19 protein-coding genes and 1 pseudogene are annotated in these 25794 nt (G+C 46.1%); 17 read left to right on the top strand and 3 right to left on the bottom strand.

Annotated features, from left to right (window positions below):
• From BSCG_RS12910 to BSCG_RS12840, 14 genes and pseudogenes are all read left to right on the top strand, one after another.
• A partial coding sequence (locus BSCG_RS12910) for a S9 family peptidase (protein ID WP_139016498.1) occupies positions 1 to 1192 on the top strand: 1192 nt, incomplete at its 5' end.
• A gap of 68 nt (positions 1193 to 1260) precedes the next feature.
• Complete coding sequence (purD, locus tag BSCG_RS12905) at positions 1261 to 2535, top strand: phosphoribosylamine--glycine ligase (protein ID WP_008776168.1); 1275 nt, start codon at positions 1261 to 1263, stop codon at positions 2533 to 2535.
• Positions 2536 to 2771: 236 nt separating this feature from the next.
• The gene (locus BSCG_RS12900) at positions 2772 to 3782 is read left to right on the top strand and encodes a hypothetical protein (protein WP_008776169.1); all 1011 of its coding nucleotides are present in this window, start codon (positions 2772 to 2774) and stop codon (positions 3780 to 3782) included.
• The gene (locus tag BSCG_RS12895; RefSeq protein WP_004296698.1) at positions 3767 to 4246 is read left to right on the top strand and encodes a YqaA family protein; all 480 of its coding nucleotides are present in this window, start codon (positions 3767 to 3769) and stop codon (positions 4244 to 4246) included. Before BSCG_RS12900 ends, BSCG_RS12895 begins: the two co-directional genes overlap by 16 nt.
• A 61-nt stretch (positions 4247 to 4307) precedes the next feature.
• Positions 4308 to 5054 carry a tRNA (5-methylaminomethyl-2-thiouridine)(34)-methyltransferase MnmD gene (gene mnmD, locus BSCG_RS12890; RefSeq protein ID WP_008776170.1) on the top strand — a complete coding sequence of 249 codons (747 nt, stop codon included), beginning with the start codon at positions 4308 to 4310 and terminating at the stop codon, positions 5052 to 5054.
• 44 nt (positions 5055 to 5098) lie between these two features.
• The gene (locus BSCG_RS12885) at positions 5099 to 6022 is read left to right on the top strand and encodes a metal ABC transporter solute-binding protein, Zn/Mn family (RefSeq protein ID WP_004307815.1); all 924 of its coding nucleotides are present in this window, start codon (positions 5099 to 5101) and stop codon (positions 6020 to 6022) included.
• A 37-nt stretch (positions 6023 to 6059) separates the two neighbouring features.
• A complete protein-coding gene (locus BSCG_RS12880; RefSeq protein ID WP_004307814.1) occupies positions 6060 to 6833 on the top strand; it encodes a metal ABC transporter ATP-binding protein in 774 nt (257 codons plus the stop codon).
• 204 nt (positions 6834 to 7037) lie between these two features.
• Positions 7038 to 10451, top strand: a complete 3414-nt coding sequence (locus tag BSCG_RS12875) for a DUF2723 domain-containing protein (RefSeq protein WP_032849539.1) — start codon at positions 7038 to 7040, stop codon at positions 10449 to 10451.
• 108 nt (positions 10452 to 10559) lie between these two features.
• On the top strand, positions 10560 to 11174 hold the full coding sequence (locus tag BSCG_RS12870) for a polysaccharide deacetylase family protein (protein WP_004296883.1): 615 nt from the start codon (positions 10560 to 10562) through the stop codon (positions 11172 to 11174).
• Between the two features lie 694 nt (positions 11175 to 11868).
• Positions 11869 to 12099, top strand: a complete 231-nt coding sequence (locus BSCG_RS12860; RefSeq protein WP_004296881.1) for a hypothetical protein — start codon at positions 11869 to 11871, stop codon at positions 12097 to 12099.
• Positions 12100 to 12198: 99 nt separating this feature from the next.
• A pseudogene (locus BSCG_RS30005) lies at positions 12199 to 12690 on the top strand (hypothetical protein).
• A gap of 20 nt (positions 12691 to 12710) precedes the next feature.
• On the top strand, positions 12711 to 13346 hold the full coding sequence (locus tag BSCG_RS12850; RefSeq protein ID WP_004296878.1) for an outer membrane beta-barrel protein: 636 nt from the start codon (positions 12711 to 12713) through the stop codon (positions 13344 to 13346).
• 105 nt (positions 13347 to 13451) lie between these two features.
• On the top strand, positions 13452 to 14171 hold the full coding sequence (locus tag BSCG_RS12845) for a hypothetical protein (protein WP_371179469.1): 720 nt from the start codon (positions 13452 to 13454) through the stop codon (positions 14169 to 14171).
• Between the two features lie 49 nt (positions 14172 to 14220).
• Positions 14221 to 14691 carry a lipocalin family protein gene (locus BSCG_RS12840; RefSeq protein WP_032849540.1) on the top strand — a complete coding sequence of 157 codons (471 nt, stop codon included), beginning with the start codon at positions 14221 to 14223 and terminating at the stop codon, positions 14689 to 14691.
• 241 nt (positions 14692 to 14932) lie between these two features.
• Here BSCG_RS12840 and BSCG_RS12835 read toward each other — a convergent pair whose 3' ends face one another.
• From BSCG_RS12835 to kduI, 3 genes are all read right to left on the bottom strand, one after another.
• The gene (locus BSCG_RS12835) at positions 14933 to 16174 is read right to left on the bottom strand and encodes a DUF4861 domain-containing protein (protein WP_008647016.1); all 1242 of its coding nucleotides are present in this window, start codon (positions 16172 to 16174) and stop codon (positions 14933 to 14935) included.
• Positions 16175 to 16388: 214 nt separating this feature from the next.
• Positions 16389 to 17192: a gluconate 5-dehydrogenase gene (locus BSCG_RS12830; RefSeq protein ID WP_004296873.1), complete on the bottom strand. Its 804-nt coding sequence runs from the start codon at positions 17190 to 17192 to the stop codon at positions 16389 to 16391.
• 40 nt (positions 17193 to 17232) lie between these two features.
• On the bottom strand, positions 17233 to 18075 hold the full coding sequence (kduI, locus tag BSCG_RS12825; RefSeq protein ID WP_004296872.1) for a 5-dehydro-4-deoxy-D-glucuronate isomerase: 843 nt from the start codon (positions 18073 to 18075) through the stop codon (positions 17233 to 17235).
• Between the two features lie 429 nt (positions 18076 to 18504).
• Here kduI and BSCG_RS12820 point away from each other — a divergent pair, with 429 nt between their 5' ends.
• Genes BSCG_RS12820 through BSCG_RS12810 form a run of 3 tightly spaced genes read left to right on the top strand, consistent with a single transcriptional unit; the run spans position 18505 to position 25594 of the window.
• Positions 18505 to 21867, top strand: a complete 3363-nt coding sequence (locus tag BSCG_RS12820; protein ID WP_032849541.1) for a SusC/RagA family TonB-linked outer membrane protein — start codon at positions 18505 to 18507, stop codon at positions 21865 to 21867.
• A 4-nt stretch (positions 21868 to 21871) separates the two neighbouring features.
• Positions 21872 to 23461 (top strand): RagB/SusD family nutrient uptake outer membrane protein, encoded by a 1590-nt coding sequence (locus tag BSCG_RS12815; protein WP_008776180.1) that lies wholly within the window; start codon positions 21872 to 21874, stop codon positions 23459 to 23461.
• A gap of 27 nt (positions 23462 to 23488) precedes the next feature.
• Positions 23489 to 25594 (top strand): sensor histidine kinase, encoded by a 2106-nt coding sequence (locus BSCG_RS12810; RefSeq protein WP_004296868.1) that lies wholly within the window; start codon positions 23489 to 23491, stop codon positions 25592 to 25594.
• Positions 25595 to 25794 lie beyond the last annotated feature (200 nt).

Raw genomic sequence — 25794 nt, forward strand, 5'->3', positions numbered from 1 at the left:
TGACGGCTACAATCATCTTTATCTCTTTGATGCCGATGCAACTAACATGAAAGGTGAAACTTATAACAGTGCCAACGGTGGTACTTATTTCCAGGCCGGCAAAGTCAAACAACTGACCAAAGGCAACTGGCTGGTCAGCGACGTCCTGGGATTCAACACAAAGCGTAAAGAAGTCATCTTCACAGCCGTAGAAGGCTTGAGAAGCGGACATTTCGCTGTAAACGTGAGCAATGGAAAGATAAGCCAACCGTTCGAGAACTGCAAAGAAAGCGAACATAGCGGCATGCTTAGCGCTTCCGGCACTTATCTTATCGACCGTTATTCAACAAAAGACCAGCCTCGCATCATCAACCTGGTAGACACCAAAAACTTCAAAGAAACAGCCAATCTGCTGACTGCTGAAAGCCCTTACGAAGGCTACCAAATGCCAAGCATCGAAACCGGAACAATCAAAGCGGCAGACGGCACCACCGACCTGCATTATCGCCTGATGAAACCGGCCAACTTTGACCCGGCCAAGAAATATCCCGTCATCGTATACGTCTACGGAGGTCCTCACGCGCAATGCGTCACCGGAGGATGGCAGAACGGCGCACGCGGATGGGACACATACATGGCAGGTAAAGGCTATATCATGTTCACCATCGATAACCGTGGCAGCAGCAACCGTGGACTGGCATTTGAAAATGCCACCTTCCGCCGTCTTGGCATCGAAGAAGGTAAAGACCAAGTAAAAGGCGTTGAATTCCTGAAATCCCTCCCCTACGTAGACAGCGAACGCATCGGCGTACACGGATGGAGCTTCGGAGGACACATGACTACCGCCCTGATGCTTCGTTACCCGGAAATATTCAAAGTAGGCGTTGCCGGAGGCCCGGTAATCGACTGGGGGTATTATGAAGTGATGTACGGCGAACGCTATATGGATACACCGGAAAGCAACCCGGAAGGCTACAAAGAATGTAATCTGAAAAACCTTGCCGGCCAACTGAAAGGTCACCTATTGATTATTCACGACGACCACGACGACACCTGCGTGCCACAGCACACCCTGTCGTTCATGAAAGCCTGTGTAGATGCCCGCACTTATCCCGACCTGTTTATCTACCCGTGCCACAAGCACAACGTAGCAGGACGCGACCGTGTACATCTGCATGAGAAAATCACCCGGTACTTTGAGCAGAACTTATAAAACTGACAAAGACACCACCGTATCCATACGAATCATAGATAACAGTATAAATCCATAACAATACAAAGATGAAGATATTATTACTAGGCTCGGGCGGCCGCGAACATGCACTGGCATGGAAAATTGCCCAAAGTCCGAAAGTTGAAAAACTATACATTGCTCCGGGAAATGCCGGAACAACTGCCGTAGGCGAGAATGTCAACATCAAAGCAACCGATTTTGAAGCAATCAGTGCTTTTGCTCTAAAAGAGAACATCCAAATGATAGTAGTAGGCCCCGAAGATCCGTTGGTAAAAGGAATCTACGATTACTTCCAAAACCGTCCGGAGCTAAAGCATATTGCCGTGATCGGTCCTTCGGCTCAAGGAGCACAACTGGAAGGCAGCAAGGAGTTTGCCAAAGGCTTCATGATGCGCCACAACATCCCGACAGCCCGCTACAAAAGCATTACTTCCGAAAACCTCGAAGAGGGCCTCGCTTTCCTCGAAACGTTGGAAGCTCCCTACGTATTGAAGGCTGATGGCCTTTGTGCCGGGAAAGGAGTTCTCATCCTTCCTACGCTGGATGAAGCGAAGAAAGAACTGAAAGAAATGCTCGGCGGCATGTTCGGTTCCGCATCGGCAACCGTTGTGATTGAAGAATTCTTGAGCGGTATCGAGTGCTCTGTATTCGTACTGACAGACGGAGACAACTACAAAGTCCTCCCTGTGGCGAAAGACTACAAACGTATCGGTGAAGGCGACAAAGGATTGAATACAGGCGGTATGGGTAGCGTAACTCCGGTTCCGTTTGCTGATGAAGTATATATGGAGAAAGTACGCACACGTATCATCGAACCGACCATCAATGGTCTGAAAGAAGAAAAGATCACCTACAAAGGTTTCATCTTCCTCGGTCTTATCAAGGTGAAAGGTGAACCGATGGTTATCGAATACAACGTCCGCATGGGCGACCCGGAAACAGAAAGCGTGATGTTGCGCATCCAAAGCGACTTCGTAGAGTTACTTGAAGGCACAGCGGCAGGCAACCTGAACGAGAAAACACTAGTGATGGACCCACGTTCGGCCGGCTGCGTCATTCTTGTCAGCGGCGGTTACCCCGAAGCCTACGAAAAAGGATTCCCCATCAGCGGACTGGAACAGGCTGCCACCACCGACAGCATCATCTTCCATGCCGGAACAGCCATGAAAGACGGACAAGTGGTGACGAACGGAGGACGTGTGATTGCCGTTTGCTCTTACGGTGCAACGAAAGAAGAGGCACTGGCACAGAGCTACAAAGTGGCAGACATGATCGACTTCGACAAGAAGTATTTCCGCCGCGATATCGGATTCGATTTGTAATTCAAGTTTCGCACGCAAGTAGCCCTATTCCGCATAGCGTTGAACATCATTGACTTGTCAAGCATTAATAGTTGAGTTATCAAGTATTAATAGTTTAGACGACAATTGTTAATACTTAAGGAATCAGGTATTAACAGCTGACAGGATGGTTGTTAACATCAAGCATGCAGGATATTAATATCCGGAATATCAACCGAATGTACCTATAGTATCAAGAGATAACAAGTAATAAACTCATGAGAAATAAAAGACTACAAAGTCAAGTGACGGCAGGACGGTGGACCCTGCCTGCCGTTATCTTTATCTGCGCCCTGTGCTGGGTGTTGACTTACTTTTTATTTCCCGGTTCCATAGCCTCAACCGTACTCGAAGGCAGCCCTTCTGCCTGGCAACCCGCCCGCGATTTTCTGCTTCCGGGGTGGGCAGACCGGATTGTCAGCTTCCTGATTTATGCAACCATCGGTTACTTTCTGATAGAGCTGAACAATCAGTTCAGCATTATCCGTATGAGGGCTTCCATGCAGACAGCTATCTATTTCCTGCTGGTCACCGTCTGCCCGAAAATGCATTACCTATATACAGGAGATATTATTGCCCTGGGCTTTCTCATTTCCATTTATTTTCTGTTTAAAAGCTATCAGCAAACTCAAGCTGCGGGTTATTTATTCTACTCCTTCTTCTTTATCGGAGCGGGAAGTATTCTGTTCCCACAGTTCACCATCCTCTCGGTGCTTTGGTTGCTCGAAGCCTACCGTTTCCAGTCGCTCACTCCGCGTAGTTTCTGCGGTGCGCTGCTCGGATGGATGCTGCCATACTGGATGCTGTTCGGACACGCCTTCTTCTACAATGAGATGGAGTTGTTCTATCGCCCTTTCAATCAGCTACTGACTATCGGGGAATTCTTCAACCTGCAAATCCTCCAGCCTTGGGAACTGGCAATACTCGGCTATCTGTTGGTGATGTTCATCGTCAGTGCCGTCCATTGCATCGCCGCCGGATTTGAGGATAAGATACGCACACGCGCCTATCTCCAATTCCTGATAGACCTGACGATTTTCCTGTTCCTGCTGATTGCCCTGCAACCGATATATTGCAGTGCCCTATTGCCTTTGCTTATCATAAGCAACAGCATCCTGATCGGACATTTCTTTGTACTGACCAATAGTAAAAGTTCGAATGTGTTTTTCATCATTTCATTGGTCGGTCTCATCCTCTTATTCGCTTTTAATATATGGACGCTTTTATAGATTCAACGATACAACTCCTCATAGAATGGGGACTCCCGGGATTATTCATCTCGGCTTTACTGGCTGGGAGCATCGTGCCTTTCAGTTCCGAACTGGTACTGGTGGCACTGGTGAAACTCGGTCTGCCCCCGATAGCCTGTCTGATCTCCGCCACTCTGGGCAACACAGTAGGCGGAATGACTTGCTACTACATGGGACGTCTGGGCAAAATCAGTTGGATCGAGAAATATTTCAAGGTAAAGAAAGAGAAAGTAGACAAAATGGTGAAATTCCTGCAAGGAAAAGGAGCATTGATGGCCTTCTTCACCTTTCTTCCCGCCATTGGGGAAGTGATAGCCATTGCACTGGGATTTATGCGAAGCAACACATGGCTCACCATAGTTTCCATGTTTGTCGGCAAACTGATACGTTATATTCTTCTCCTGTATGCACTCGAAAGTGCCTGGGACGCTATAGCAGGGTAAGGATTTTAAATATCAGGTAAAAAGTATTAGACGTTAGACAGTAAGCATTAGAGATTGTATGATGGAAAGGATTATTGAGAAAACCGACGACGGGAGCGCTACCCTGTTTGTTCCGGAATTGAATGAACATTATCATTCAACGAAAGGGGCACGCACAGAGTCTCAACATATTTTCATCGATATGGGATTTAAAGCCTCTTCCGCCACTATTCCGCGTATTCTTGAGATCGGCTTCGGGACAGGGCTAAACGCCTGGCTCACCCTTGAAGAAGCAGAAAGAAGCAGACGGAATATACTCTATACAGGATTGGAACTCTATCCACTGGAATGGCAGACGATAGAGCAATTAGGATATATCTCCAATGATGAACAATTAACGACGACCGTCCGGCAGCAACCGGCTATCGAATTGTTTAAGCAACTTCATACATCACCTTGGGAGAAAGACGTGCAACTCACTCCACACTTCACCCTACGGAAAGTAGAGACAGACGTAAACAAATGGGTTGAGAACAGAGAACGAACAATGAGCAATATCAATGATAGCGTAACCAACGCCGAATCACCTGCCCTGAATCTTTCATTTAACCTCATTTACTTCGATGCCTTTGCACCGGAAAAGCAACCGGAAATGTGGTCGCAAGAACTATTCAACCGCCTCTACGTTTTATTAGATAGAGACGGCATCCTGACCACTTACTGCGCCAAAGGTGTCGTCCGCCGGATGTTACAGACAGCCGGATTCACAGTAGAACGTCTGCCCGGACCTCCGGGTGGTAAACGGGAAATATTACGGGCCCGAAAATAAGAATAGAAACAAGATAAAAAAGACCCCCCGAAATAGAAGAAGTCATGAAAAAACAACTAAAAGATATGAGAACCCTTTTCCTCCTTAGTGCCTGCCTCCTAATGGCAGCCTGCACAGGACGCTCTTCCCAAGCAAGCAACGATGACGAAGCAAAACCGGTGATTACCGTCACCCTGGAACCGCAACGTTATTTCACGGAAGCTATTGCCGGAGATAAATTTAAAGTAGTCAGCATGGTCCCCAAAGGTTCCAGCCCGGAAACCTATGATCCTGTCCCCCAACAACTCGTGTCTCTGGGAGACAGCAAAGCCTATTTCCGCATCGGATACATCGGCTTCGAACAGACCTGGATGGATCGCTTAATGAACAATACCCCCCATATTCAAGTGTTCGACACCTCCAAAGGAATCGACCTCATACTCAACAATGATGACCACGACCACGGACATAACAGCCACGACGGGCATATCCATGCTGTAGAGCCGCACGTATGGAATTCCACCGGTAATGCTTTAATCATTGCAGGAAACACCTACAAAGCCCTTAGCCAACTGGATAAGACAAATGAGGTATACTATAGAAACCGCTACGATTCGCTCTGCCAGCGTATCCAGCACACCGACAGCCTGATTCGCCGTCAACTCTCCGCTCCCGAAGCAGCCAAAGCCTTCATGATTTATCATCCGGCTCTCTCCTACTTCGCCCGCGACTACGGATTGCATCAGATTTCCATCGAAGAAGGGGGCAAAGAACCTTCTCCCGCCCATCTGAAAGCCTTGATAGACCTGTGTCAGGCAGAAGATGTACGTGTAATCTTTGTTCAACCGGAATTTGACAAACGCAATGCGGAAACCATCGCGCAGCAAACCGGAACGAAAGTGATCCCTATCAATCCGCTAAGTTACGACTGGGAAGAAGAAATGCTGAATGTAGCCAAAGCCCTCGCGCCACAGGCTGCAACAAAATAAATGTATAAAGAAAGAACCCATCAAGCCATTTCCAACGATGAAACCAATAATCGAAATAAAGAATCTTTCCGCCGGATATGACGGTCGCACTGTTCTCCACGATGTTAATCTAAGCATCTACGAACGGGATTTTCTAGGTATTATAGGTCCGAACGGAGGCGGCAAAACGACGCTTATAAAGTGCATCCTCGGTCTGTTGAAGCCAACCGGAGGGGAAATTATATTCCATACTCCTGAAAAAGCATCTACTAAAACCACTTCTACTTTCCTGGGTTATCTGCCTCAATACAACAGTATAGACCGGAAGTTCCCTATTTCCGTGGAAGAAGTGATCCTATCCGGATTAAGCATACAAAAATCGCTCACTTCACGATTTACTCCCGAACAGAAAGAGAAAGGTAAACAGATTATTTCCCGCATGGGGCTTGAAGGACTCGAACACCGTTCTATCGGGCAATTAAGCGGCGGGCAGCTGCAACGTGCCCTGTTGGGACGTGCCATCATCTCCGACCCTGCGGTATTGATTCTCGATGAACCCAGCACGTATATCGACAAGCGTTTCGAAGCACGCCTTTATGAGTTATTGGCTGAAATCAATAAAGAATGTGCCATTATCCTTGTCAGTCACGACATCGGCACTGTATTGCAACAGGTAAAATCCATCGCCTGTGTCAACGAAACGCTGGATTACCATCCGGATACAGGCGTTACTACCGAATGGCTGGAAAGGAACTTCAACTGCCCTATCGAGCTATTGGGACACGGTACATTGCCTCACCGGGTTTTAGGAGAGCATAATCACCATCATTAAAGTTGCCATAGACTCTATATAGATATACGGCTTCCTTGTTTTAAAATGTATCTTCCCTCTCTGCTGCCTTCCGGAAGAGTGAAAGAGATAGTAAATCACCCCTTTGTTACTTAATATTTCTTACTTTCTTCCTCATTATCCTTACAAATCACTATCTTTGCGACCTCATAATTTGTTTTTAACGAATAAACTACGATAGTGCTAATGAAACAGTACAGAACCGTAAACAACCTTATGGGTTGGCTTACATTCATCATTGCGGCAACCGTCTACTGCCTGACAATAGAACCGACCGCAAGTTTCTGGGATTGCCCGGAGTTCATAACCACCGGCTATAAACTGGAAGTCGGACACCCGCCCGGCGCGCCTTTCTTCATGCTAGTGGCGAATCTGTTTTCTCAATTTGCTTCCGACGTAACAACTGTTGCTAAAATGGTGAATTACATGAGTGCCCTCATGAGTGGCGCCTGTATCCTGTTCCTTTTCTGGAGCATCACCCACCTGGTACGCAAACTGATTATCACTGACGAAAACAATATCACCAAAGGACAGCTTATCACAGTGATGGGTAGCGGACTGATCGGTGCACTGGTTTATACATTCAGTGACACATTCTGGTTCTCGGCCGTGGAAGGTGAAGTATATGCCTTCTCCTCCCTGTTTACCGCTGTTGTTTTCTGGTTGATTCTGAAATGGGAAGACGTAGCCGACCAGCCGCACAGCGACCGTTGGATTATCCTCATCGCCTATCTGACCGGATTGAGTATCGGTGTGCACTTATTGAACTTGCTTTGTCTGCCTGCCATCGTATTGGTATACTACTACAAGAAAACACCGAATGCTACCGCCAAAGGTTCGTTAATAGCGCTATTAGGTTCAATGGTGCTCGTTGCAGCCGTGCTTTACGGCATCGTACCGGGTATCGTGAAAGTAGGTGGCTGGTTTGAACTGTTGTTCGTCAACGGACTCGGAATGTCATTCAATTCGGGCGTAGTGGTTTATATCATTCTGCTTGCAGCCGCTCTGATTTGGGGTGTATACGAAAGTTACACCGAAAAGAACAAAACGCGCATGGCTATCTCCTTTATCCTGACGATCGCTTTGCTGGGTATCCCATTCTACGGACACGGAGCCAGCAGTATCATCATCGGTATTTTGGTTATTGCCGCACTGGGACTTTATCTTGCTCCGAGTGTACAGGCTAAAATCAAAGAGAGATGGCGTATCACCGCCCGCACCATGAACACAGCCTTGCTGTGCACCATGATGATCGTAATCGGGTATTCTTCTTACGCACTGATCGTTATCCGTTCTACTGCCAACACTCCGATGGACCAAAACTCACCGGAGGATATATTCACCCTGGGCGAATACCTCGGCCGTGAACAATACGGAACCCGTCCGCTCTTCTACGGTCCTGCTTTCTCTTCGAAAGTGGCACTCGACGTAAAAGACGGCTATTGTATTCCGCGCCAGTCGGAAGCAGGAAGCAAGTTTGTCCGCAAGGAAAAGACTTCTCCCGACGAAAAAGACTCTTATATCGAACTTCCCGGACGTGTGGAATACGAATATGCACAGAATATGTTTTTCCCGCGTATGTACAGCTCGTCACACGCACCACTCTACAAGCAATGGGTAGACATCAAAGGACACGACGTTCCTTACGACCAATGCGGAGAAATGGTAATGGTGAACATGCCTAACCAATGGGAAAATATCAAGTTCTTCTTCTCCTACCAGTTGAACTTCATGTACTGGCGTTATTTCATGTGGAACTTTGCCGGACGGCAGAACGACATACAGGGTAGCGGAGAAATTGAACACGGCAACTGGATCACCGGTATTCCGTTTATCGACAACTTACTGGTAGGTAATCAGGAACTGCTTCCGCAGGATCTCAAAAACAATAAAGGACACAACGTATTCTACTGTCTGCCGCTGATTCTCGGCTTAATCGGACTCTTCTGGCAGGCTTATCATAGCCAGCGGGGTATCCAGCAATTCTGGGTGGTCTTCTTCCTGTTCTTCATGACAGGTATCGCTATCGTGCTCTACCTCAACCAAACCCCTGCACAGCCCCGTGAACGAGATTACGCGTATGCCGGTTCATTCTACGCCTTTGCCATCTGGGTAGGTATGGGAGTGGCAGGTATCATCCGTATGCTGCGAGAATACTGTAAGATGCAGGAACTTCCGGCAGCCGTATTGGCTTCAGTGCTCTGTTTGTTCGTCCCCATCCAAATGGCGGGACAGACTTGGGATGACCACGACCGTAGCGGACGCTTCGTTGCCCGCGACTTCGGACAGAACTACCTGATGACCTTACAGGAAAAAGGAAATCCGATTATCTATACCAATGGTGATAATGATACTTTCCCATTGTGGTACAACCAAGAAACAGAAGGCTTCCGTACAGATGCTCGCACCTGTAACCTAAGTTACTTGCAAACAGACTGGTATATCGACCAAATGAAACGTCCGGCCTACGATTCCCCGTCGCTTCCTATCACTTGGGACCGTGTGGAATATGTGGAAGGACAAAATGAATATATCCCTATCCATACGGAAATGAAGGCCTTCATCGACAGCTATTTCAAACAGGCAAACGAACTGGCTGCACAGGGAGACACTACCATATTATCACTCGTTCACTCCATTTTCGGTGAGAATCCATACGAATTGAAGGAAATCATCAACCGCTGGATGCTCGGTAAGAACGACCAGTTGAAAGAGCTTCTCAAAAAGACTGGAAAAGATATCCAACTGCCGCTTATCCCTACGGACAGCATCGTAATGAAGGTGGACAAAGAAGCCGTACGCCGCTCCGGCATGAAGATACCGGAAGCTCTGGGCGACTCTATCCCCGAATACATGACAATCACCCTTAGAGACGCCAACGGCAACCCGAAACGCGCCCTCTACAAGAGTGAACTGATGATGCTCGAAATGCTTGCCAATGCCAACTGGGAACGTCCTATCTACATGGCAATCACCGTAGGAAGCGAAAACCATCTGGGCATGGGCAACCACTTTATGCAGGAAGGTCTTGCCTATCGTTTCACACCATTCGATACGGACAAACTGGACAGCAAGATAGACAGCGAAAAGATGTACGACAACCTGATGAACAAGTTCAAGTTCGGCGGTATCGACAAACCGGGTATCTATATCGACGAGAACGTGATGCGTATGTGCTACACGCACCGCCGTATCTTCACGCAGCTCGTAGGACAGCTTATCAAAGAAGGTAAGAAGGACAAGGCACTCGCTGCACTCGATTACGCCGAAAAGATGATTCCGGCAATCAACGTACCGTATGACTGGGCAAATGGCGCCTTCCAAATGGCAGAGTCTTATTATCAACTGGGACAGAACGAGAAAGCCAACAAGATTATCGACGAGCTTGCCAACAAGTCGCTCGAATACATGATCTGGTATCTTAGCCTGAACGATAACCAGCTTGCCATTGCCAGCGAAAACTTCGTGTACAACGCCAGTTTGCTTGACGCCGAAGTCCGCCTAATGGAAAAATACAAATCAGAAGAACTTGCAAAACATTACTCTACGCAACTCGATCAGCTATACAACGAGTACGTGACGAGAATGAAAGGGAAATAATTTAGGTATGAAGTAATAAGTATTAAGTATTAACGTAGCTTCCGGCATGTTTTCCGTAAGGTATAATACTTAATACTTATTTCCTAATACTTCAAAACACAGACTCTTATGTTTATAGAACAACCACCTTGGCTTTTCCGGGCGTTGTATCCACAAGCTATCTTCCGGATGGACCCGAATGAGCGGGCAGTCTATCTGACTTTCGACGACGGCCCCATCCCCGAAGTAACTCCCTGGGTACTGGAAATACTGGAAAAGCATCATATTAAAGCTACCTTTTTCATGGTAGGCGACAATATACGCAAACACCCGGATGAATACCGGATGGTGGTAGAGCACGGACACCGCATCGGTAACCATACTTTCAACCACATCCGTGGATTTGAATATTCCAATCCGGATTACCTGGCAAATGCCAGAAAGGTAGATGATATTATTCATTCCGATCTCTTCCGTCCACCACACGGACACATGGGATTCAGGCAGTATTATACGTTGCGCTATCATTACCGCATCATTATGTGGGATCTCGTGACCCGCGATTACAGTAAGCGGATGCGCCCGGAACAAGTGCTGAACAACGTGAAACGCTATGCGCGAAACGGTTCTATCATCACTTTCCACGATTCGCTGAAGTCATGGAACAACGGTAACCTGCAATACGCACTTCCCCGTGCCATCGAGTTCCTGAAAGAGGAAGGTTATGAATTCAAGGTGTTATAATCTTTGAAAAAACAGAAACTTCGAAAAGAGCAGAGCTTCCTGATAAGAAAGAAAAGGTTTCTGATGAATAAAAAAGCTCCCTGATAAGAAAAAAATATAAGCCGAGGTATTATGCCCCGGCTTTTGTAGTTTAAAGCCCGTTTCGTGCCCAAAATTGAAAGATCCCTCCTCTTTCTTACAAGATGCCAGTGCAACCGCATTTCGCCTGGTAAAGGGCAAAAAAAGGCAAAAAGAGGGCAAAACAACCTGCATTCAAAAAGTTTCTGATTCACATTACCATTTCCAACCGTATTTTTTTATACATTTGCAACGGTCTCTTCCGCAGAAAGCCTCCGGGTGGCGAGGGAGAGACGTTTATATTGAGAAGACGTTTACAAGCGTTTGTCATTTGTGTTCAGAACTTCGCAAACTTTGACCTATCGGAATGACTAACAGCAACAAAGACGTCCTCCTGATGTGTATTTATATACATCCGTGCCTCACTTTGGAAAACAAAGGGAGGCTACGGGTGTTGTACATATCGGCGTGGGCTTTCTGCGTTGTTCGTTCCCGATAGTTGGCATTGCGAAGGCCTTGAACACGGAACGGACGAAGGTGAGAGATTCCCACGCCTTTTCTATATATTCCTGTCAACAATAGATTGAATTGTCCGTCCAACGGGAGTCTGGGGGACACACATAAGCAGAATAGGCACATGATTCATGCGGGACAACTTATTGAACGCACGCTTCACGAACAGGGACGCACCGTCACCTGGTTCGCTACCCAACTATGCTGCACACGCCCCAATGTTTACAAGATATTCCGAAAAGAGAATATCGACATCCACCTGCTCTGGCGCATCTCCTGCATCCTCGGCCATGATTTTTTCCGCGATCTTTCCGACAGCATCAATACCGGAAACTTCCCCAGTGTATCCAAATAGGATACAATTCCGTATCGTTCTTGGAACTATGCTTTCACCCGGTAGTATACTCCTTTCGCATACCTTTGCAGGCATATTAACATATAATCACAAAAGGACATGAAAACGAAAAAACTATTTCTGATTATTGCTCTGGTTGTCGGTTGTGCCGTCGGAGCCCATGCGCAAAAGACGGTCTTCAAGTTTCGTGATGCACAGGCACGTGCAGGCGATGCAGTTACTGAAGTTTGTGTCAAACCCACAGTTGTCGAGGTGAAAATACTGGAAGATAAGGGACGAATCAAGGATGAATGGACACTAAGCAAAGAGGAAGTGGAGATCGCCATGAAAGGAGAACTTGACAACATCCGTGCATGGGGGACGTATCTGTCCACCATCAAATACAACTGCGATGTCATCATGGGAGCCACTTTCAAAGTGGAAGATAATGAAAAAACAGGGGGATAAACGGTTACAGTAGTAGGTTATCCCGGCATCTTTGTCAACTGGCATCCTGCCACCCAGGACGATTATGAATGGATACGTCTGCAGAAGTTATCACCCACGGATGGAAAAAGCCAGATAGCACCTGTCGTTAAGAATAAGAATTAATCACTAAAACATAAATAACAATGAAAAAAGTACTATCAATGATTGCCGCACTCTTATTGTGCGTAGGAACTCAAGCGCAAATCGTATCATCCAGAAGTGCAATCGTCAAAACAGAGAAGCAAGCCAGCAGCACACAATGGTTCTTGCGTGCAGGTTTGAATATCATGAACTTCTCCGGTGACGGAGCCGAAGGAGCTGACTCAAACATCGGATATAACGCAACATTTGGCTACCAGAAGCCTTTAGGCAGCACAGGAGGATACTGGGGAATGGAATTTGGACTCGGCTCCCGTGGTTTCAAAGTGGAAGACACGAAGTGCATGGCTCATAATATACAATACTCTCCGTTCACATTCGGATGGAAATTTGCAGTGGCGGACAATGTTCATATCGACCCGCATGTAGGAGTCTTTGCCAGCTACGATTACACGAGCAAAATGAAAGCAGACGGAGAGAGCATCAGTTGGGGAGATTACGCAGATTACATGGAAGTTGACTACAATCATTTCGATGCCGGTATGAATATCGGTGTAGGAGTCTGGTACGACCGTTTCAACCTGGATCTCACCTATCAGCGCGGATTCATAGATACATTCAGCGATGCCGACGGATTCAAGACCAGTAACTTTATGATTCGTCTAGGTATTGCCTTCTAAGGACAACCAAACCTCAATAAACCATATTATTTATTCAGCGTCCACGATCTTTTCTCTTCGCAAAAAGGGCCGTGGATGCTGTTTTCTTAAAAATAACGGAATATGATGACCAAACGACAATTTCTGGCAATCATGTATCTGCTGACGGGAGTTATCCCGCTGATAGCACAGACTTTCACCGAACAGAAAAAGAGCTATCCCGTCAGTACAGACGGCAATAAATATGTGGTCAGCGGATTTACCCCTTTCAGCAGCATGCATGACGAGAACATCTACGCTAATGCACTGTTATGGACCGTCAAAAATGTCTGTCCGCAGCTACGGGAAGGGATCACAGAGGTAAACGTACGGGCTAAAAACTTCAGTTGCGATCTGATACTTGCCTCGCAAGCAGATTCAAATCAGAAGAATACTTACTATTGCAAAGCCCTGTTTCAAGTAAAAGACGGCAAGCTGGTCTACTATCTTTCCAATATACGGATAGAATCATCAGCAGTGATAATGAAAAAAATCACTCCCATGGAGAAGCTGCAACCGGACAAGAAAGCATCTCACAAAGAAATCATGGATGACTTCGTACAGGTGGAATCGCAAGTATTGAATAAAATGTTCGACTTCATCGTAACGAACCAACTTTCACCAATCACTCACTGGAATGAAATCAGTATCAACAAGCCGGTGAAAGGCATGACGGAAGATGAATGTCTGCTGGCCTTCGGCAAACCGCAGACTATTCAAGAATCAAATGGAGAAGTGCAATGGATGTATTCCAGCTCGTTCTACCTATTCTTCAAGAATGGACATGTGGAAACGATTATCAAATAATCCCATAAAAACAAATCATCTCAAAATCAAACAATTAAAACAATTTATTATGAAAACAATCTGGAAAGCAACCGTTTGCATAGTTGCAGTATTACTGTCGTTCAGCATTTATTCCTGTGGCGATGACGACGATGACGCTGTCGGTTCACGCGATTTATTGTTAGGAACATGGAATGGAGTGTATTATCTTTCACAAGAATGGGAAGATGGTGAAAAGGTAAGTGACTCTAAAGAAGATTTTGTAAATGGAACCAACCGTTATTCCATAGAGTTAAAGGAAGATGGTACGTATGTAGAAAAAGATGTCTACAACTCCTCCAGAAGTACTAATTATTATCACGGTACATGGAGCTACTCCGGTAATAAGCTGACTCTCATCGACACTGAAGAGGATAATTACACAGAAGTGTGGACAGTGACCACAATGACAGAGAATGAATTAGTCTATGAACTTCGTGAGAAAGAGAAAGAAGACGGAACGACATACGAATATTACGAACAACACGCTTTTACAAGATAGCTCAAGGACATTATCTTTCTTTTCCAGAAAGACACATTCTTAATTCTCTTTCTTTTTCAGAAAGATAAAAATAAGCAAAGGTTCCTTTGATAAAAAGAAACCTTTGCTTCATCTATTAGAAAAGACGCATGATATTCAATAATGAATCGCGTATTCAGTGAGTAAAAGAAATTAAAGAGGGCGTTTCGTCACACCTCGACAATCCTTCTTTTTTGACTGTATAAGCAATTCAGCACATTAATTAATATGCCACCGCCAACGGAGTACGCAATTTCTGCGCATATTCAGCCATATATTTATTCCAGGCATCCGGAGTCTTGATAGCCGCCTTATCCCAGGCAGATCCCCAGTAATAAGTATATTCAGAACCAGGCTCATATTCGCTGATAGCCAGCACATGACCGTCGGCTCCACCACGATCTTTCTTTTCCTTTTCGGAAAGAAGAACCACTTTCGCCTCTTTTACCTGTGCAGGGAATGCAGCACCCACAAATATCTTACCGTTTGCACCGCTACGGTCAGTTGTAGGATCTACGTAAGTGATATAGCCATTTGCAGCATCTGCCACAACCGCACCGTCCGGTTCACGCAATACAAGTCCTGTAGTTACCGGCATTGCTTCTTTCAAATTGGTATATGAAACAACTGTTTTATTTAGATAAGAACCTGCATCCAAGGAGATGACGCGTGTTTCCACCACGTTAGAATCTCCACGGACCACCAGCGGATTAAACTCCAGCTTCACCGTGAAACGCAGCGGACCATTATCAAGGATTTCCTGTGTGCGATAGCAGTAAGGATAGATAATAGTGTCACCTGCCATCAAAGCGGCAACGCCGGCGCCCAACGTAGGACCTACGGCATAGCAATCCATACCGTATCCATGATCGATATGGTAAGAGATGGCATTCTGCAATTCGGAAGCGGCTTTCGGATCTGTCTTTTTCAGTTCGGCTATCTTGGCACGCTTTTCAGGATTAAGCTCTTCAGCATACAGAGATTCCAAAATCGGCTCCGTAGTATTATACTTCGTAAAAAGATCATAGCCAAAACCACGTTCTCCACGAGCCTGCAAAGCAGGACCATAAGCACGGAATCCGCCAAGATCATTCTCCCAGGCTACGTCGTCCAGACGTTCGGGGTAGTATTTACCGCAAGCAATGACATCAAAAGGTGCCGGTGTGCCCGGTTGAATGGTATAAGTAACCGCGCTGTTTGCCCCTACCGTAACGGGGAAGACCACCTTCTCATCATACGTCACCTGATAAGGCACTTGCTGACCGTCGACGTCAAGCACCACAATCTGTGCCGTATCCGCCAGTTTCAATTTAGCGACCACATCGCTCATCGGCACTTCAACCATCTCCCCTGCCCGTTCAAGAGCCAAAGAATTGGTCACTGTGACTGTCATTGACTGCTTGCTGTCGGCACAAGAAGCAAAACCAATCAAGGCTACAGCAAACAGAATTAATATCTTTCTCATAATTAGTCTACATTGAATGAATAACATATACTTTGCAAATCAGAGGCTATTATATTCGGCATGTTGGAGCTATATGTTCAACACGTTGGGCATATATGTCCAATAAATCGGCCGTATAGCTCCTGCAAAGGGAATAATAAAAAATAAGGTGACAGATGAAAAGAGGATGCTCTTTGCCATTCTATCACCTTACCGGAATTTCTTCTATCAGCTATTATTTCGGTTGTTTTCCGATATAAGCAAGAATACCACCATCTACGTAGAGAATGTGACCGTTAACAGCGTTAGAAGCTTCAGAAGCAAGGAACACGGCAGGACCTGTCAGTTCTTCCGGATCCAACCAACGACCGGCAGGAGTCTTAGCGCAGATGAATGAATCGAATGGGTGACGGCTTCCGTCTGCCTGCGGCTCACGAAGAGGAGCAGTTTGCGGAGTAGCGATGTAACCCGGGCCGATACCATTACACTGGATGTTGTATTCACCATATTCAGAACAGATATTGCGAGTCAGCATCTTCAAACCACCCTTAGCGGCAGCGTAAGCAGATACAGTTTCACGACCCAATTCAGACATCATAGAACAGATGTTGATGATCTTACCTGCACGTTTTTCCATCATAGCCGGCAAAACAGCCTTAGCAACGATGAATGGAGCATTCAAGTCGATGTCAATTACACGACGGAAATCAGCAGCATCCATCTCGTGCATAGGAACACGACGGATAATACCTGCGTTATTTACAAGGATATCAATTGTACCTACTTCTTTTGCAATCGTAGCAACCATCGCCTGAACAGCCGGTTCGTCTGTCACGTCGCATACGTAACCGTGAGCTTTGATACCTTTTGCAGCATAAGCAGCCATACCTTTGTCTACCAACTCTTGATTGATGTCGTTAAAACAAACTTTAGCACCTTGTTCTGCAAATGCAGAAGCAATAGCAAATCCGATACCATAAGAAGCACCTGTAACGAGAGCTACTTTACCTTCCAAAGAAAAATTCAAAAACTGATTCATAATTCTTTTTGTTATTAAATTAGGAAAACTATTGTAGTTGTTATTTCAAATCTGTAATCAACGAGAAGTCCTGATCGCCGTAGTCGAGGTTCTCGCCACCCATTCCCCAGATAAAGGTATAGTTGTGGGTAGCAGCAGCCGAGTGGATTGACCATTCGGGTGAAAGAACGGCCTGATCGCCTTTCATCCATACGTGACGCGTCTCGCCTACCTCACCCATGAAGTGGCAGATAGCATGATCTTCGGGAATTTCGAAATAGAAATAGGCCTCCATACGACGGCTGTGTACGTGTGCCGGCATCGTGTTCCACACACTTCCCGGAGCGAGTTCCGTCATACCCATCTGCAACTGGCAGGTAGGCAACACCTGATTCACCAGCATCTTATTGATGTTGCGGTGATTGGAACCTTCCAAAGAACCCATTTCAGCTACTACGGCATCGGCTTTCGTCACCTTACGGTCGGGATAGTTGCGATGTGCAGTCAGTGAGTTGAAGTAGAATTTAGCAGGATGAGCAGCGTCTTTGCTTTCGAAAGTCACTACGCGGTCGCCCGAACCCAGATAAAGAGCTTCTTTATAGTCCAGTTCGAACTCTGCGTCGCCTGCTTTCACAATACCGGGACCGCCAACATTGTAGATACCCATTTCACGACGGGTGAGGAAGAACGGAGCTTTCAGCGGATCAATCGCTTCGAGCGTCAGCACCTCTCCTACCGGAAGCGCACCACCTACCACCATACGGTCGTACATGGAATATACCATATTTACTTCATTGGGGACAAATATCTTTTCGATTAAGAAATCTCTGCGAATTCTTGTTGTATCATAACTTTTTGCATCTTCCGGATGCGCAGCATAGCGAATTTCATAGTTCGTTTTCATACCTTATTTATTTATAGTTATTGAATAAGTTCTCTATTCTACGTGCACTTCGTTTACGTACACGATGCAAAAATAGCAAAAGAAAACGGGTTTACCTTGCAATTTTGTTCCAATTATCCACCAAAAATGTCCAGAATCCGTGCAATGTATACTTTTTTAACGAACTATAATACGTTTTGGGAGAGATTTCTACTTAATACAATGAAAAAAAGAAAGAAGCCTCTATCTCTCGAGCCGCAAGAACAAATAATATAAAATATAGAACAAGAAAAAGTATCTAGTTTGCCAATTCAGCTAATAATTAGCAGTCTACACCGTTAAAATTGCATAAATAGGAGGCAATGTATTATAACACTAATTATAATATATTAGTTTTGTAAATGTTTAAATAGCAAGCAAAATCAACAAATACGTCAAGATATACAACTTATGACAATTATTAAAAGACGGACAGAAGATACTTTAATAAAGATAGGAGTGATATGCATTTACATGCTTCTATCCATTAACCTAACTTATGCCCAAATAAAAAATATAACAGGAATCATCATTGATGAGGAAAGCCGGGAACCATTGACAGGTGCTTCCGTCACAGTGAAAGGCAGTCGGCAAGGCTGTATTTCAGATCTGGATGGAAAGTTTAGTCTTCAACCAACCCTCCCCGGACAGCAAATGCTGGTTATTTCTTACATAGGATACCAAACCATCGAAGTGCCTGCCCGGCATAATATGATGGAAATCCGGTTGCGTCCGAACGTAAACGAACTGGATGAAGTAGTAGTGCAGGTGGCGTATGGCACTGCCCTCAAAAGATCAATTACCGGGGCTGTTTCCGTAGTGGACAGTAAGCAAATCGAAATGCGTCCGGTCAGTTCTGTTATCTCCGTGCTCAACGGAGCGGTACCGGGGCTACAGATAATTGACGGAGTGGGGCAGCCTGGAATCGAAGCGGAAGTCCGGATCCGGGGATACAGTTCGGTGAACGGAAGCAATAAGCCGCTTTACGTGGTAGACGGTATGCCCTATACGGGATGGATCACCGATCTTAATCCGGCAGACATAGAAAGCGTCAGCGTACTGAAAGATGCTGCTTCATGCGCATTGTACGGTAGCCGGGCTTCGAATGGTGTGATTTTAATTACCACCAAAAAGGCGAAGAAACAGGGAGTTTCTCTTCAACTGGACATTCGCCACGGCTTCAGCGCGCGTGGACAGGGTGATTACGAACGTATGAATGCCAATCAATTCATGGAAACGATGTGGCAGGGGTATCGCAACCAGCTTATCAGCAACGGCAGTAGTCCCGAAGAAGCGACCATCGCCACCAACAATGACATTATCAGCAAAGTAGGAATCAACATCTATAACAAAGCCGATAATGCCCTTTTCGATGCAAACGGTCATCTGGCATCCGACGCCCGGATACTGGACGGATATAAGGACGATCTCGACTGGTATTCTCCCTACACACGTAACGGTCACCGCCAGGAATACAACCTAAGCGGAGAATCCGGCAATGAAAAGAACCGGATCCGTTTCTCGCTAGGCTATCTTAATGAAGACGGATATACCAGGAAAAGTGATTTCAATCGTCTTAGCGGCTCACTCAACGCTGACTTCACCCCACGCCCATGGCTAAAAACGGGCTTGTCGCTCGGAGGCACTCACCAGAAAACGAACTGGGATATAGGAGCCGCCGGAAGTGCGCAATCCAATAACCTGTCGAATGCATTTTACTTTGCACGGAGAATAGCACCTATCTATCCGGTGCACCTCCACTATACAGAGGATGTATTTGCCAGCGACGGCTCATTGCTTCATTCCAAAGGAGATTATATCCTGAACGAAGAAGGCGGAAAACAATATGATGACGGTTCGGAAAGCCGTTCGGAATCGGATGCCGCCAGCAATGGACGCCATCTACTGTGGGAAAGCGAAAAAAACAAGTTGTGGAACGCTGCCAATACCTTGCAAGGAAATGCCTATGTGGACGTTTCTTTCCTACGCGATTTTACATTCTCATTGAAAGGCAATATCAGCCTGCGCAATATCGAGGACAGCCAATACGGAAATGCGGAAATAGGCGCTTACAAGGACACTGGTTTTATCAGCAAGATCGATCAGGAATATAAGGAATACACCCTGCAACAGCTACTGGCATGGAAACACCAGTTCGGCAGGCATTTCGTAGAATGGATGGTGGGGCACGAGAACTATGATTACAAGCTTAATTTCGACGCCATACAGAAAAAGAATGAGAGCTTTCCCGGAATAGACGAACTTTCAAATTTCACCACCACAACTTACAGTGAGGGATATAAAGACACCTATCGTACAGAGGGTCACTTCACACGGGCCCGGTATGACTACAACGAAACTTATTTTGCCGAAGCTTCTTTCCGGCGCGACGGTTCCTCCATCTTCCATACAGACCATCGCTGGGGTAACTTTTGGAGCGTAGGTATCGGCTGGATGCTTTCCAACGAAGCGTTCCTGAAAAACGTGTCGTGGCTGAACCGCCTCAAGTTACGGGTTTCTTACGGGCAAGTGGGAAACGATAACTTCGGAAGCAGCAACGGCCTGTACCAGTGGATGTCTCTCTACGGCTCTGCCGTCAACGGTGGAGAAGCCGCTTACTACAAAGTGCAGAACGAAAACCCGGAACTGAAATGGGAAACGAATTCTTCGCTGAATATCGGTCTGGAAACTCGTCTTTTCAACCGTGTGAACCTAAGTTTCGAATACTATAACAAGCATTCGGACGACTTGCTGTTCAAGTTTATCCAACCACTATCTGCCGGTGCCACTGACTCATCGACAGGCCTTTCCACCGTCTGGCGAAACATTGGAGACGTTTCCAATAAAGGATGGGAATTCTCTGCCGACGGGGATATCATCCGCAACCGGGAATGGGAATGGAATGTAGGTTTGAACCTTTCCAAAGTGAAAAACAAGATCGGAAAACTGCCGGATAAAGACCGGGAAGAGGGAATTACGAACGGAGATTTCCAGAAGTTCAAAGAGGGACACAGCATTTATGAATTCTGGCTGTACCAGTATGCTGGCGTAGACCAGATGACAGGTCGCAGTGTATATCTGCCGGACTTCAACGCTTATTACATTGCCGGAGAGGATGGAAAAACACCCGTAAACGGAGAAGAGAGCACCGAAGGCAAAAATCCGATTCCGACAGACAGTTGGGTAGACATCAACGGACAATATTATACAGGCGACCCGAGATATGCACGCAAAGACTGGTCGGGCAGTTCATTACCGAAGATAAACGGCTCGGTCACCACCTCTCTCCGCTGGAAAGACCTGACTCTGTCCGCCCTGATGATTTTCAGTTGCGGTTCCAAAGTCTTCGACCAGCCTTATCAGACTCTGACATCGGTAGGCGTACATTCATTGACTCCCGATTTACTGAATGCATGGACAGCAATCCCTGAAGGCATGACGCCCACATCGCCCAACCGTCTCGATCCATCGGGTATTCCGCAAGTGAATCTGGATGCAACGATCAATGGATATAACAGCCAGAAAGCATCTACACGCTATATTGTAAGCGGCGACTATCTAAGCATCAAGAACATCACCCTCTCCTATCGGCTGCCCGCCACATGGAGCAAACGATTGAAACTCGGCGGCATCCGCTTACATGCTGCCATAGAGAATGTCGCCCTGTTCAGCAAACGCAAAGGGCTGAACCCGGTACAGACCTTTGACGGAATCGTCAACAATTATACGAGTATCGCCCGTGTTTTCTCGTTCGGAGTCAACATTAACTTATAGCCTTATGAAGAAAAAAGCCATACACATGAAATTCCTGAATCACTCCATAGGATTCTGCCTGCTCCTGACACTGTTGTGTTACTCCTGCGCCAGCGACTATCTGGATACCGCCCCTACCAATCAGGTATCTCCTGCCGATTTATTCAAGGATGAAGCGTACGCTGCCTATGCTGTCAGCGGATTGGAGAAGTTGATGAAAACCACTTACCCCACTAATAAACTCGATGGCGTGTCATTCAACGGTGAAGGATCTGTCAAACTGATGTATGCCGAGTATCAGGGGGCTGACATGTATTGTCCCCGCAACAATTTCTATACGATATTCAACGGGGCTTCTCATGCCATACCTACCAGTAGTTACACGGAGTATATGTGGCATTATTACTACAAAGTAATCAGTAATGCCAACGCTATTATAAATTATGTCGACCCCGAAGGTAGTCATAAATTCAAATATATCTATGCGCAGGCACTAACCTACCGTGCCTATTGTTACCTGCAACTGCTGCAGTTCTACTCGCCACGCTGGTGTGATTCGCAAAACGGCAGTGCTGACGGGGTGGTTCTCCGGCTCAATACATCTTCTACCGGCGACTGTCCTCTTTCTTCTATGCTGGCCTGTTACGAACAGATTTACAACGACCTTAACCAGGCCATCACCTATTATCAGGCATCCGGAATTGCCCGCAAAGAAGACGAGAATCACAAAATCAATGTGAATGCCGCTTACGCCACCTATGCCCGTGCCGCACTCACCCGTGAGGATTGGAGTACTGCCGCCCATTACGCTGCACTAGCACGTGCCGGTTATCCGCTTATGAATGCCGATGAATATTTCGACGGATTCAGTACCGTCAACCGCGAATGGATATGGAGTATCTATGACAGTGAAGAAGAATCGCTGGGAAACTCATCCCTCGCCGCACGCCTTGCATACAACTCCTCCTCTACTCTTGTATGCACTTATCCGGCCTGTATCAACCGTGAACTGTACGATGCATTACCGGAAAGTGATATCCGCAGGGGACTTTTTCTCGATCCGCTCGAATATACTTATAACACGGGTGGTATAACAAACAATGGTCTGGGCGGAAGTGCACTCACCAGTTACGCCCAAGGGTTGCATCCCGACCTGAATACTTCGGCAAAAATATACGCTTATATGTCGTTCAAATTTAAGTGTATCGACAAAGTAGGTGCCATGCCTTTCAATCTTTTCCGCAGTTCGGAGATGTATCTCATCGAAGCAGAAGCCAACTGCCACCTGACGCCTTCAAAAGAAGCGGAAGCAAGGCAATTACTGAAAGAACTGATCCGCGACAGCGGACGCGACCCTCAATATACTTGCGACAAGAGCGGTCAGGCACTGCTCGACGAAATAAAGTTCTACCGCCGCATCGAACTATGGGGCGAAGGATTCAGCTGGTTTGACTTCAAACGGCGCAAAGACACCATCGTACGCCACACCTTCGAAGATGGAGGAAACTACATGACCAACGCAGCCGTAACTATCAACCCGGAAGACGCCAACAACTGGATGTGGGTGATTCCCGCCAAAGAATACGAATATAACAATGCCATAAATAAACAATAAGAACACTGTAAATCCATAGTTATCAAGATGAAAATAGTCAGGTACATCAGTATATGTTTGTTGTTCACCTTTATCGGATCTCTCCTTCCAACCAAGGCGCAGGACAATCCGTACAAGATAGACCACTCTCTTTATCTACTTTATGAGGAGGCAACTAAACACCGTAACAACGCAACCGGACTGGAAATAGCTGATACTATCTATACCAAAGCCATCCGGATCAACGATAAAAAGGCACAATGCCTCGCTCTTACCATTCCGGTAATCTACTATTTCAATAATGGGAAAACGGAATTACTGGAGAAAGCAATCAGCAGGCTTCAGGAGATATCCCGAAAGAACAACTACCTGCAATATTACTACTTTGGCAGCATCTACAAAGTTAATTACCTGATGAACACAGGTAATACCCTGCGTGCGCTCCAGGAGGCTGAATTGACTAAAGAACAGGCATTTGCCGACGACTATCCCTACGGTATCTCCACTTGCCTGCGAATGATGGGAAACATTTACTTTGCGCGCAGGGAAAACCGGACGGCACTGGATTACTACCAACAATCACTGGTATACACACAGGAGAAGCTCCCTGAGCAGGATATATCTTATATATACTGGAACATATCCATGCTCCAACAAAACCTGAAACAATATGAAGCAGCCTACGAAAATGCCGAGAAAGGAATCAAGTGTGCCAAGACTTCAACCAACAAATATGCCTGTATGCTGCGCAAATGCACACTTTTATACGCGCTCGACAGGGAGGAGGAATTCAAAAGCTATTATCAGGAATGTTTAAAAGCGACCGAAAAACATGGTGAAACCAGAAGGAATGAACTGAATAAGTTGAAGATATACAATTATATACTCAACCAACAATATGATAAAGCGCATGCTCTCGCCGACTCCACCTCTATCTTACATGAGAGAATAGCTTTTCAGGCAAATATTTACGCAAAAGAGCAGAAGTACAAAGACGCTTACCAAGCGCTTCAGAAGCTCCAGAGTTTACAGGATTCTCTGAACCAACTCATACAGACTGCCGACCTGTCGGAACTGAATGTGCGTATCGGCAACGAACAACTGAAAAGAAAAGCGCAAGCCTTGCAGCTGGAAAACACACAATTAAACCTGCAAAAGACAACGCTCGAACTGCAGCAAACGAAATCGCAAGTGGAAATCGAGAAGATGAACGCCGAAAATAACGAGCTACTACTAAAAAACCGTAACCTGGAGCTCGCACAATTCAAAGCGGAAACTGAACGTACACAGAGTCTTATGGTAGCTAAACAGGCAGAATCCGAACGCCAGCTGATGATATTGAAATTCATCCTGATATTCTTCTGTTTCTTTGCCATAGCCCTCACGCTCTACCTTTATCTACGCAGAAAATCAATCAGACAACTGCAAGAGAAGAACGAAGAACTGACGATTGCCCGCGACCGTGCCGAACAGGCAGACAAGATGAAGACTCATTTCATGCAGAACATGAGCCACGAAATCCGTACCCCGCTCAATGCCATCGTAGGATTCTCACAATTATTATCCAACCCGGATCTGCCATTGGAAGATGAGGAAAAGCTAGAATTCAGCTCGCTCGTCCAACACAACTCCGAACTGCTCACCACGCTTGTCAACGATATTCTTGACCTTTCCGCACTGGAAAGCGGCAAATACACCATGAACCTGACTTCCTGCCATTGCAACGAAATGTGCAGGCTCATACTCTCTACCGTAATGGATCGAAAAGCGGAAGGAGTGAAGCTTTATTATACCTCCGAAGTGGCAGACGATTTCCAGATCACCACAGATGAACAACGCCTGCAACAAGTGCTTATCAACTTCCTTACCAACGCAGAGAAGCACACAGAAAAAGGGGAAATCCATCTGCATTGTTCACTGACCGAGTATCCCGACAGAATCACGTTCTCTGTCAGCGACACCGGGCCGGGCATCCCTGCCGATAAGATGGATAGTGTATTCGAACGCTTCAAGAAGTTGGATGAGTTCAAACAGGGATCAGGACTGGGACTGAATATATGCCGCACCATAGCCGAACGATTACATGGAGAAGTCAAAGTAGACAAGAGCTACACCAATGGTGCACGTTTTCTGCTTATACTTCCATTAAAATAAGATTAGCTATTGACTTTCCTCTTTTTATTTTGTATCTTTGAGGAACAGAAAAAGAAAAAAGCAATATGAGTTATATAAAAATCAAGACATAATAACACATTATCAAAACATATATTTCCATATATGGAAGAACCGAATGAGGTTGTGTCAAAACGCTGACACAGCCTTTTTTTATGCGCAAAGCCCAGACTTTCTCAAGC

Origin of the sequence: Bacteroides sp. 2_2_4 (assembly GCF_000157055.1) — a bacterium.
Lineage (GTDB): Bacteria > Bacteroidota > Bacteroidia > Bacteroidales > Bacteroidaceae > Bacteroides > Bacteroides ovatus.

Coding starts and splice junctions, on each gene's coding strand:
- purD (WP_008776168.1), top strand. CDS start 1,261: ATGAAGATATTATTACTAGGCTCGGGCGGCCGCGAACATGCACTGGCA.
- BSCG_RS12900 (WP_008776169.1), top strand. CDS start 2,772: ATGAGAAATAAAAGACTACAAAGTCAAGTGACGGCAGGACGGTGGACC.
- BSCG_RS12895 (WP_004296698.1), top strand. CDS start 3,767: ATGGACGCTTTTATAGATTCAACGATACAACTCCTCATAGAATGGGGA.
- mnmD (WP_008776170.1), top strand. CDS start 4,308: ATGGAAAGGATTATTGAGAAAACCGACGACGGGAGCGCTACCCTGTTT.
- BSCG_RS12885 (WP_004307815.1), top strand. CDS start 5,099: ATGAAAAAACAACTAAAAGATATGAGAACCCTTTTCCTCCTTAGTGCC.
- BSCG_RS12880 (WP_004307814.1), top strand. CDS start 6,060: ATGAAACCAATAATCGAAATAAAGAATCTTTCCGCCGGATATGACGGT.
- BSCG_RS12875 (WP_032849539.1), top strand. CDS start 7,038: ATGAAACAGTACAGAACCGTAAACAACCTTATGGGTTGGCTTACATTC.
- BSCG_RS12870 (WP_004296883.1), top strand. CDS start 10,560: ATGTTTATAGAACAACCACCTTGGCTTTTCCGGGCGTTGTATCCACAA.
- BSCG_RS12860 (WP_004296881.1), top strand. CDS start 11,869: ATGATTCATGCGGGACAACTTATTGAACGCACGCTTCACGAACAGGGA.
- BSCG_RS12850 (WP_004296878.1), top strand. CDS start 12,711: ATGAAAAAAGTACTATCAATGATTGCCGCACTCTTATTGTGCGTAGGA.
- BSCG_RS12845 (WP_371179469.1), top strand. CDS start 13,452: ATGACCAAACGACAATTTCTGGCAATCATGTATCTGCTGACGGGAGTT.
- BSCG_RS12840 (WP_032849540.1), top strand. CDS start 14,221: ATGAAAACAATCTGGAAAGCAACCGTTTGCATAGTTGCAGTATTACTG.
- BSCG_RS12835 (WP_008647016.1), bottom strand. CDS start 16,174: ATGAGAAAGATATTAATTCTGTTTGCTGTAGCCTTGATTGGTTTTGCT.
- BSCG_RS12830 (WP_004296873.1), bottom strand. CDS start 17,192: ATGAATCAGTTTTTGAATTTTTCTTTGGAAGGTAAAGTAGCTCTCGTT.
- kduI (WP_004296872.1), bottom strand. CDS start 18,075: ATGAAAACGAACTATGAAATTCGCTATGCTGCGCATCCGGAAGATGCA.
- BSCG_RS12820 (WP_032849541.1), top strand. CDS start 18,505: ATGACAATTATTAAAAGACGGACAGAAGATACTTTAATAAAGATAGGA.
- BSCG_RS12815 (WP_008776180.1), top strand. CDS start 21,872: ATGAAGAAAAAAGCCATACACATGAAATTCCTGAATCACTCCATAGGA.
- BSCG_RS12810 (WP_004296868.1), top strand. CDS start 23,489: ATGAAAATAGTCAGGTACATCAGTATATGTTTGTTGTTCACCTTTATC.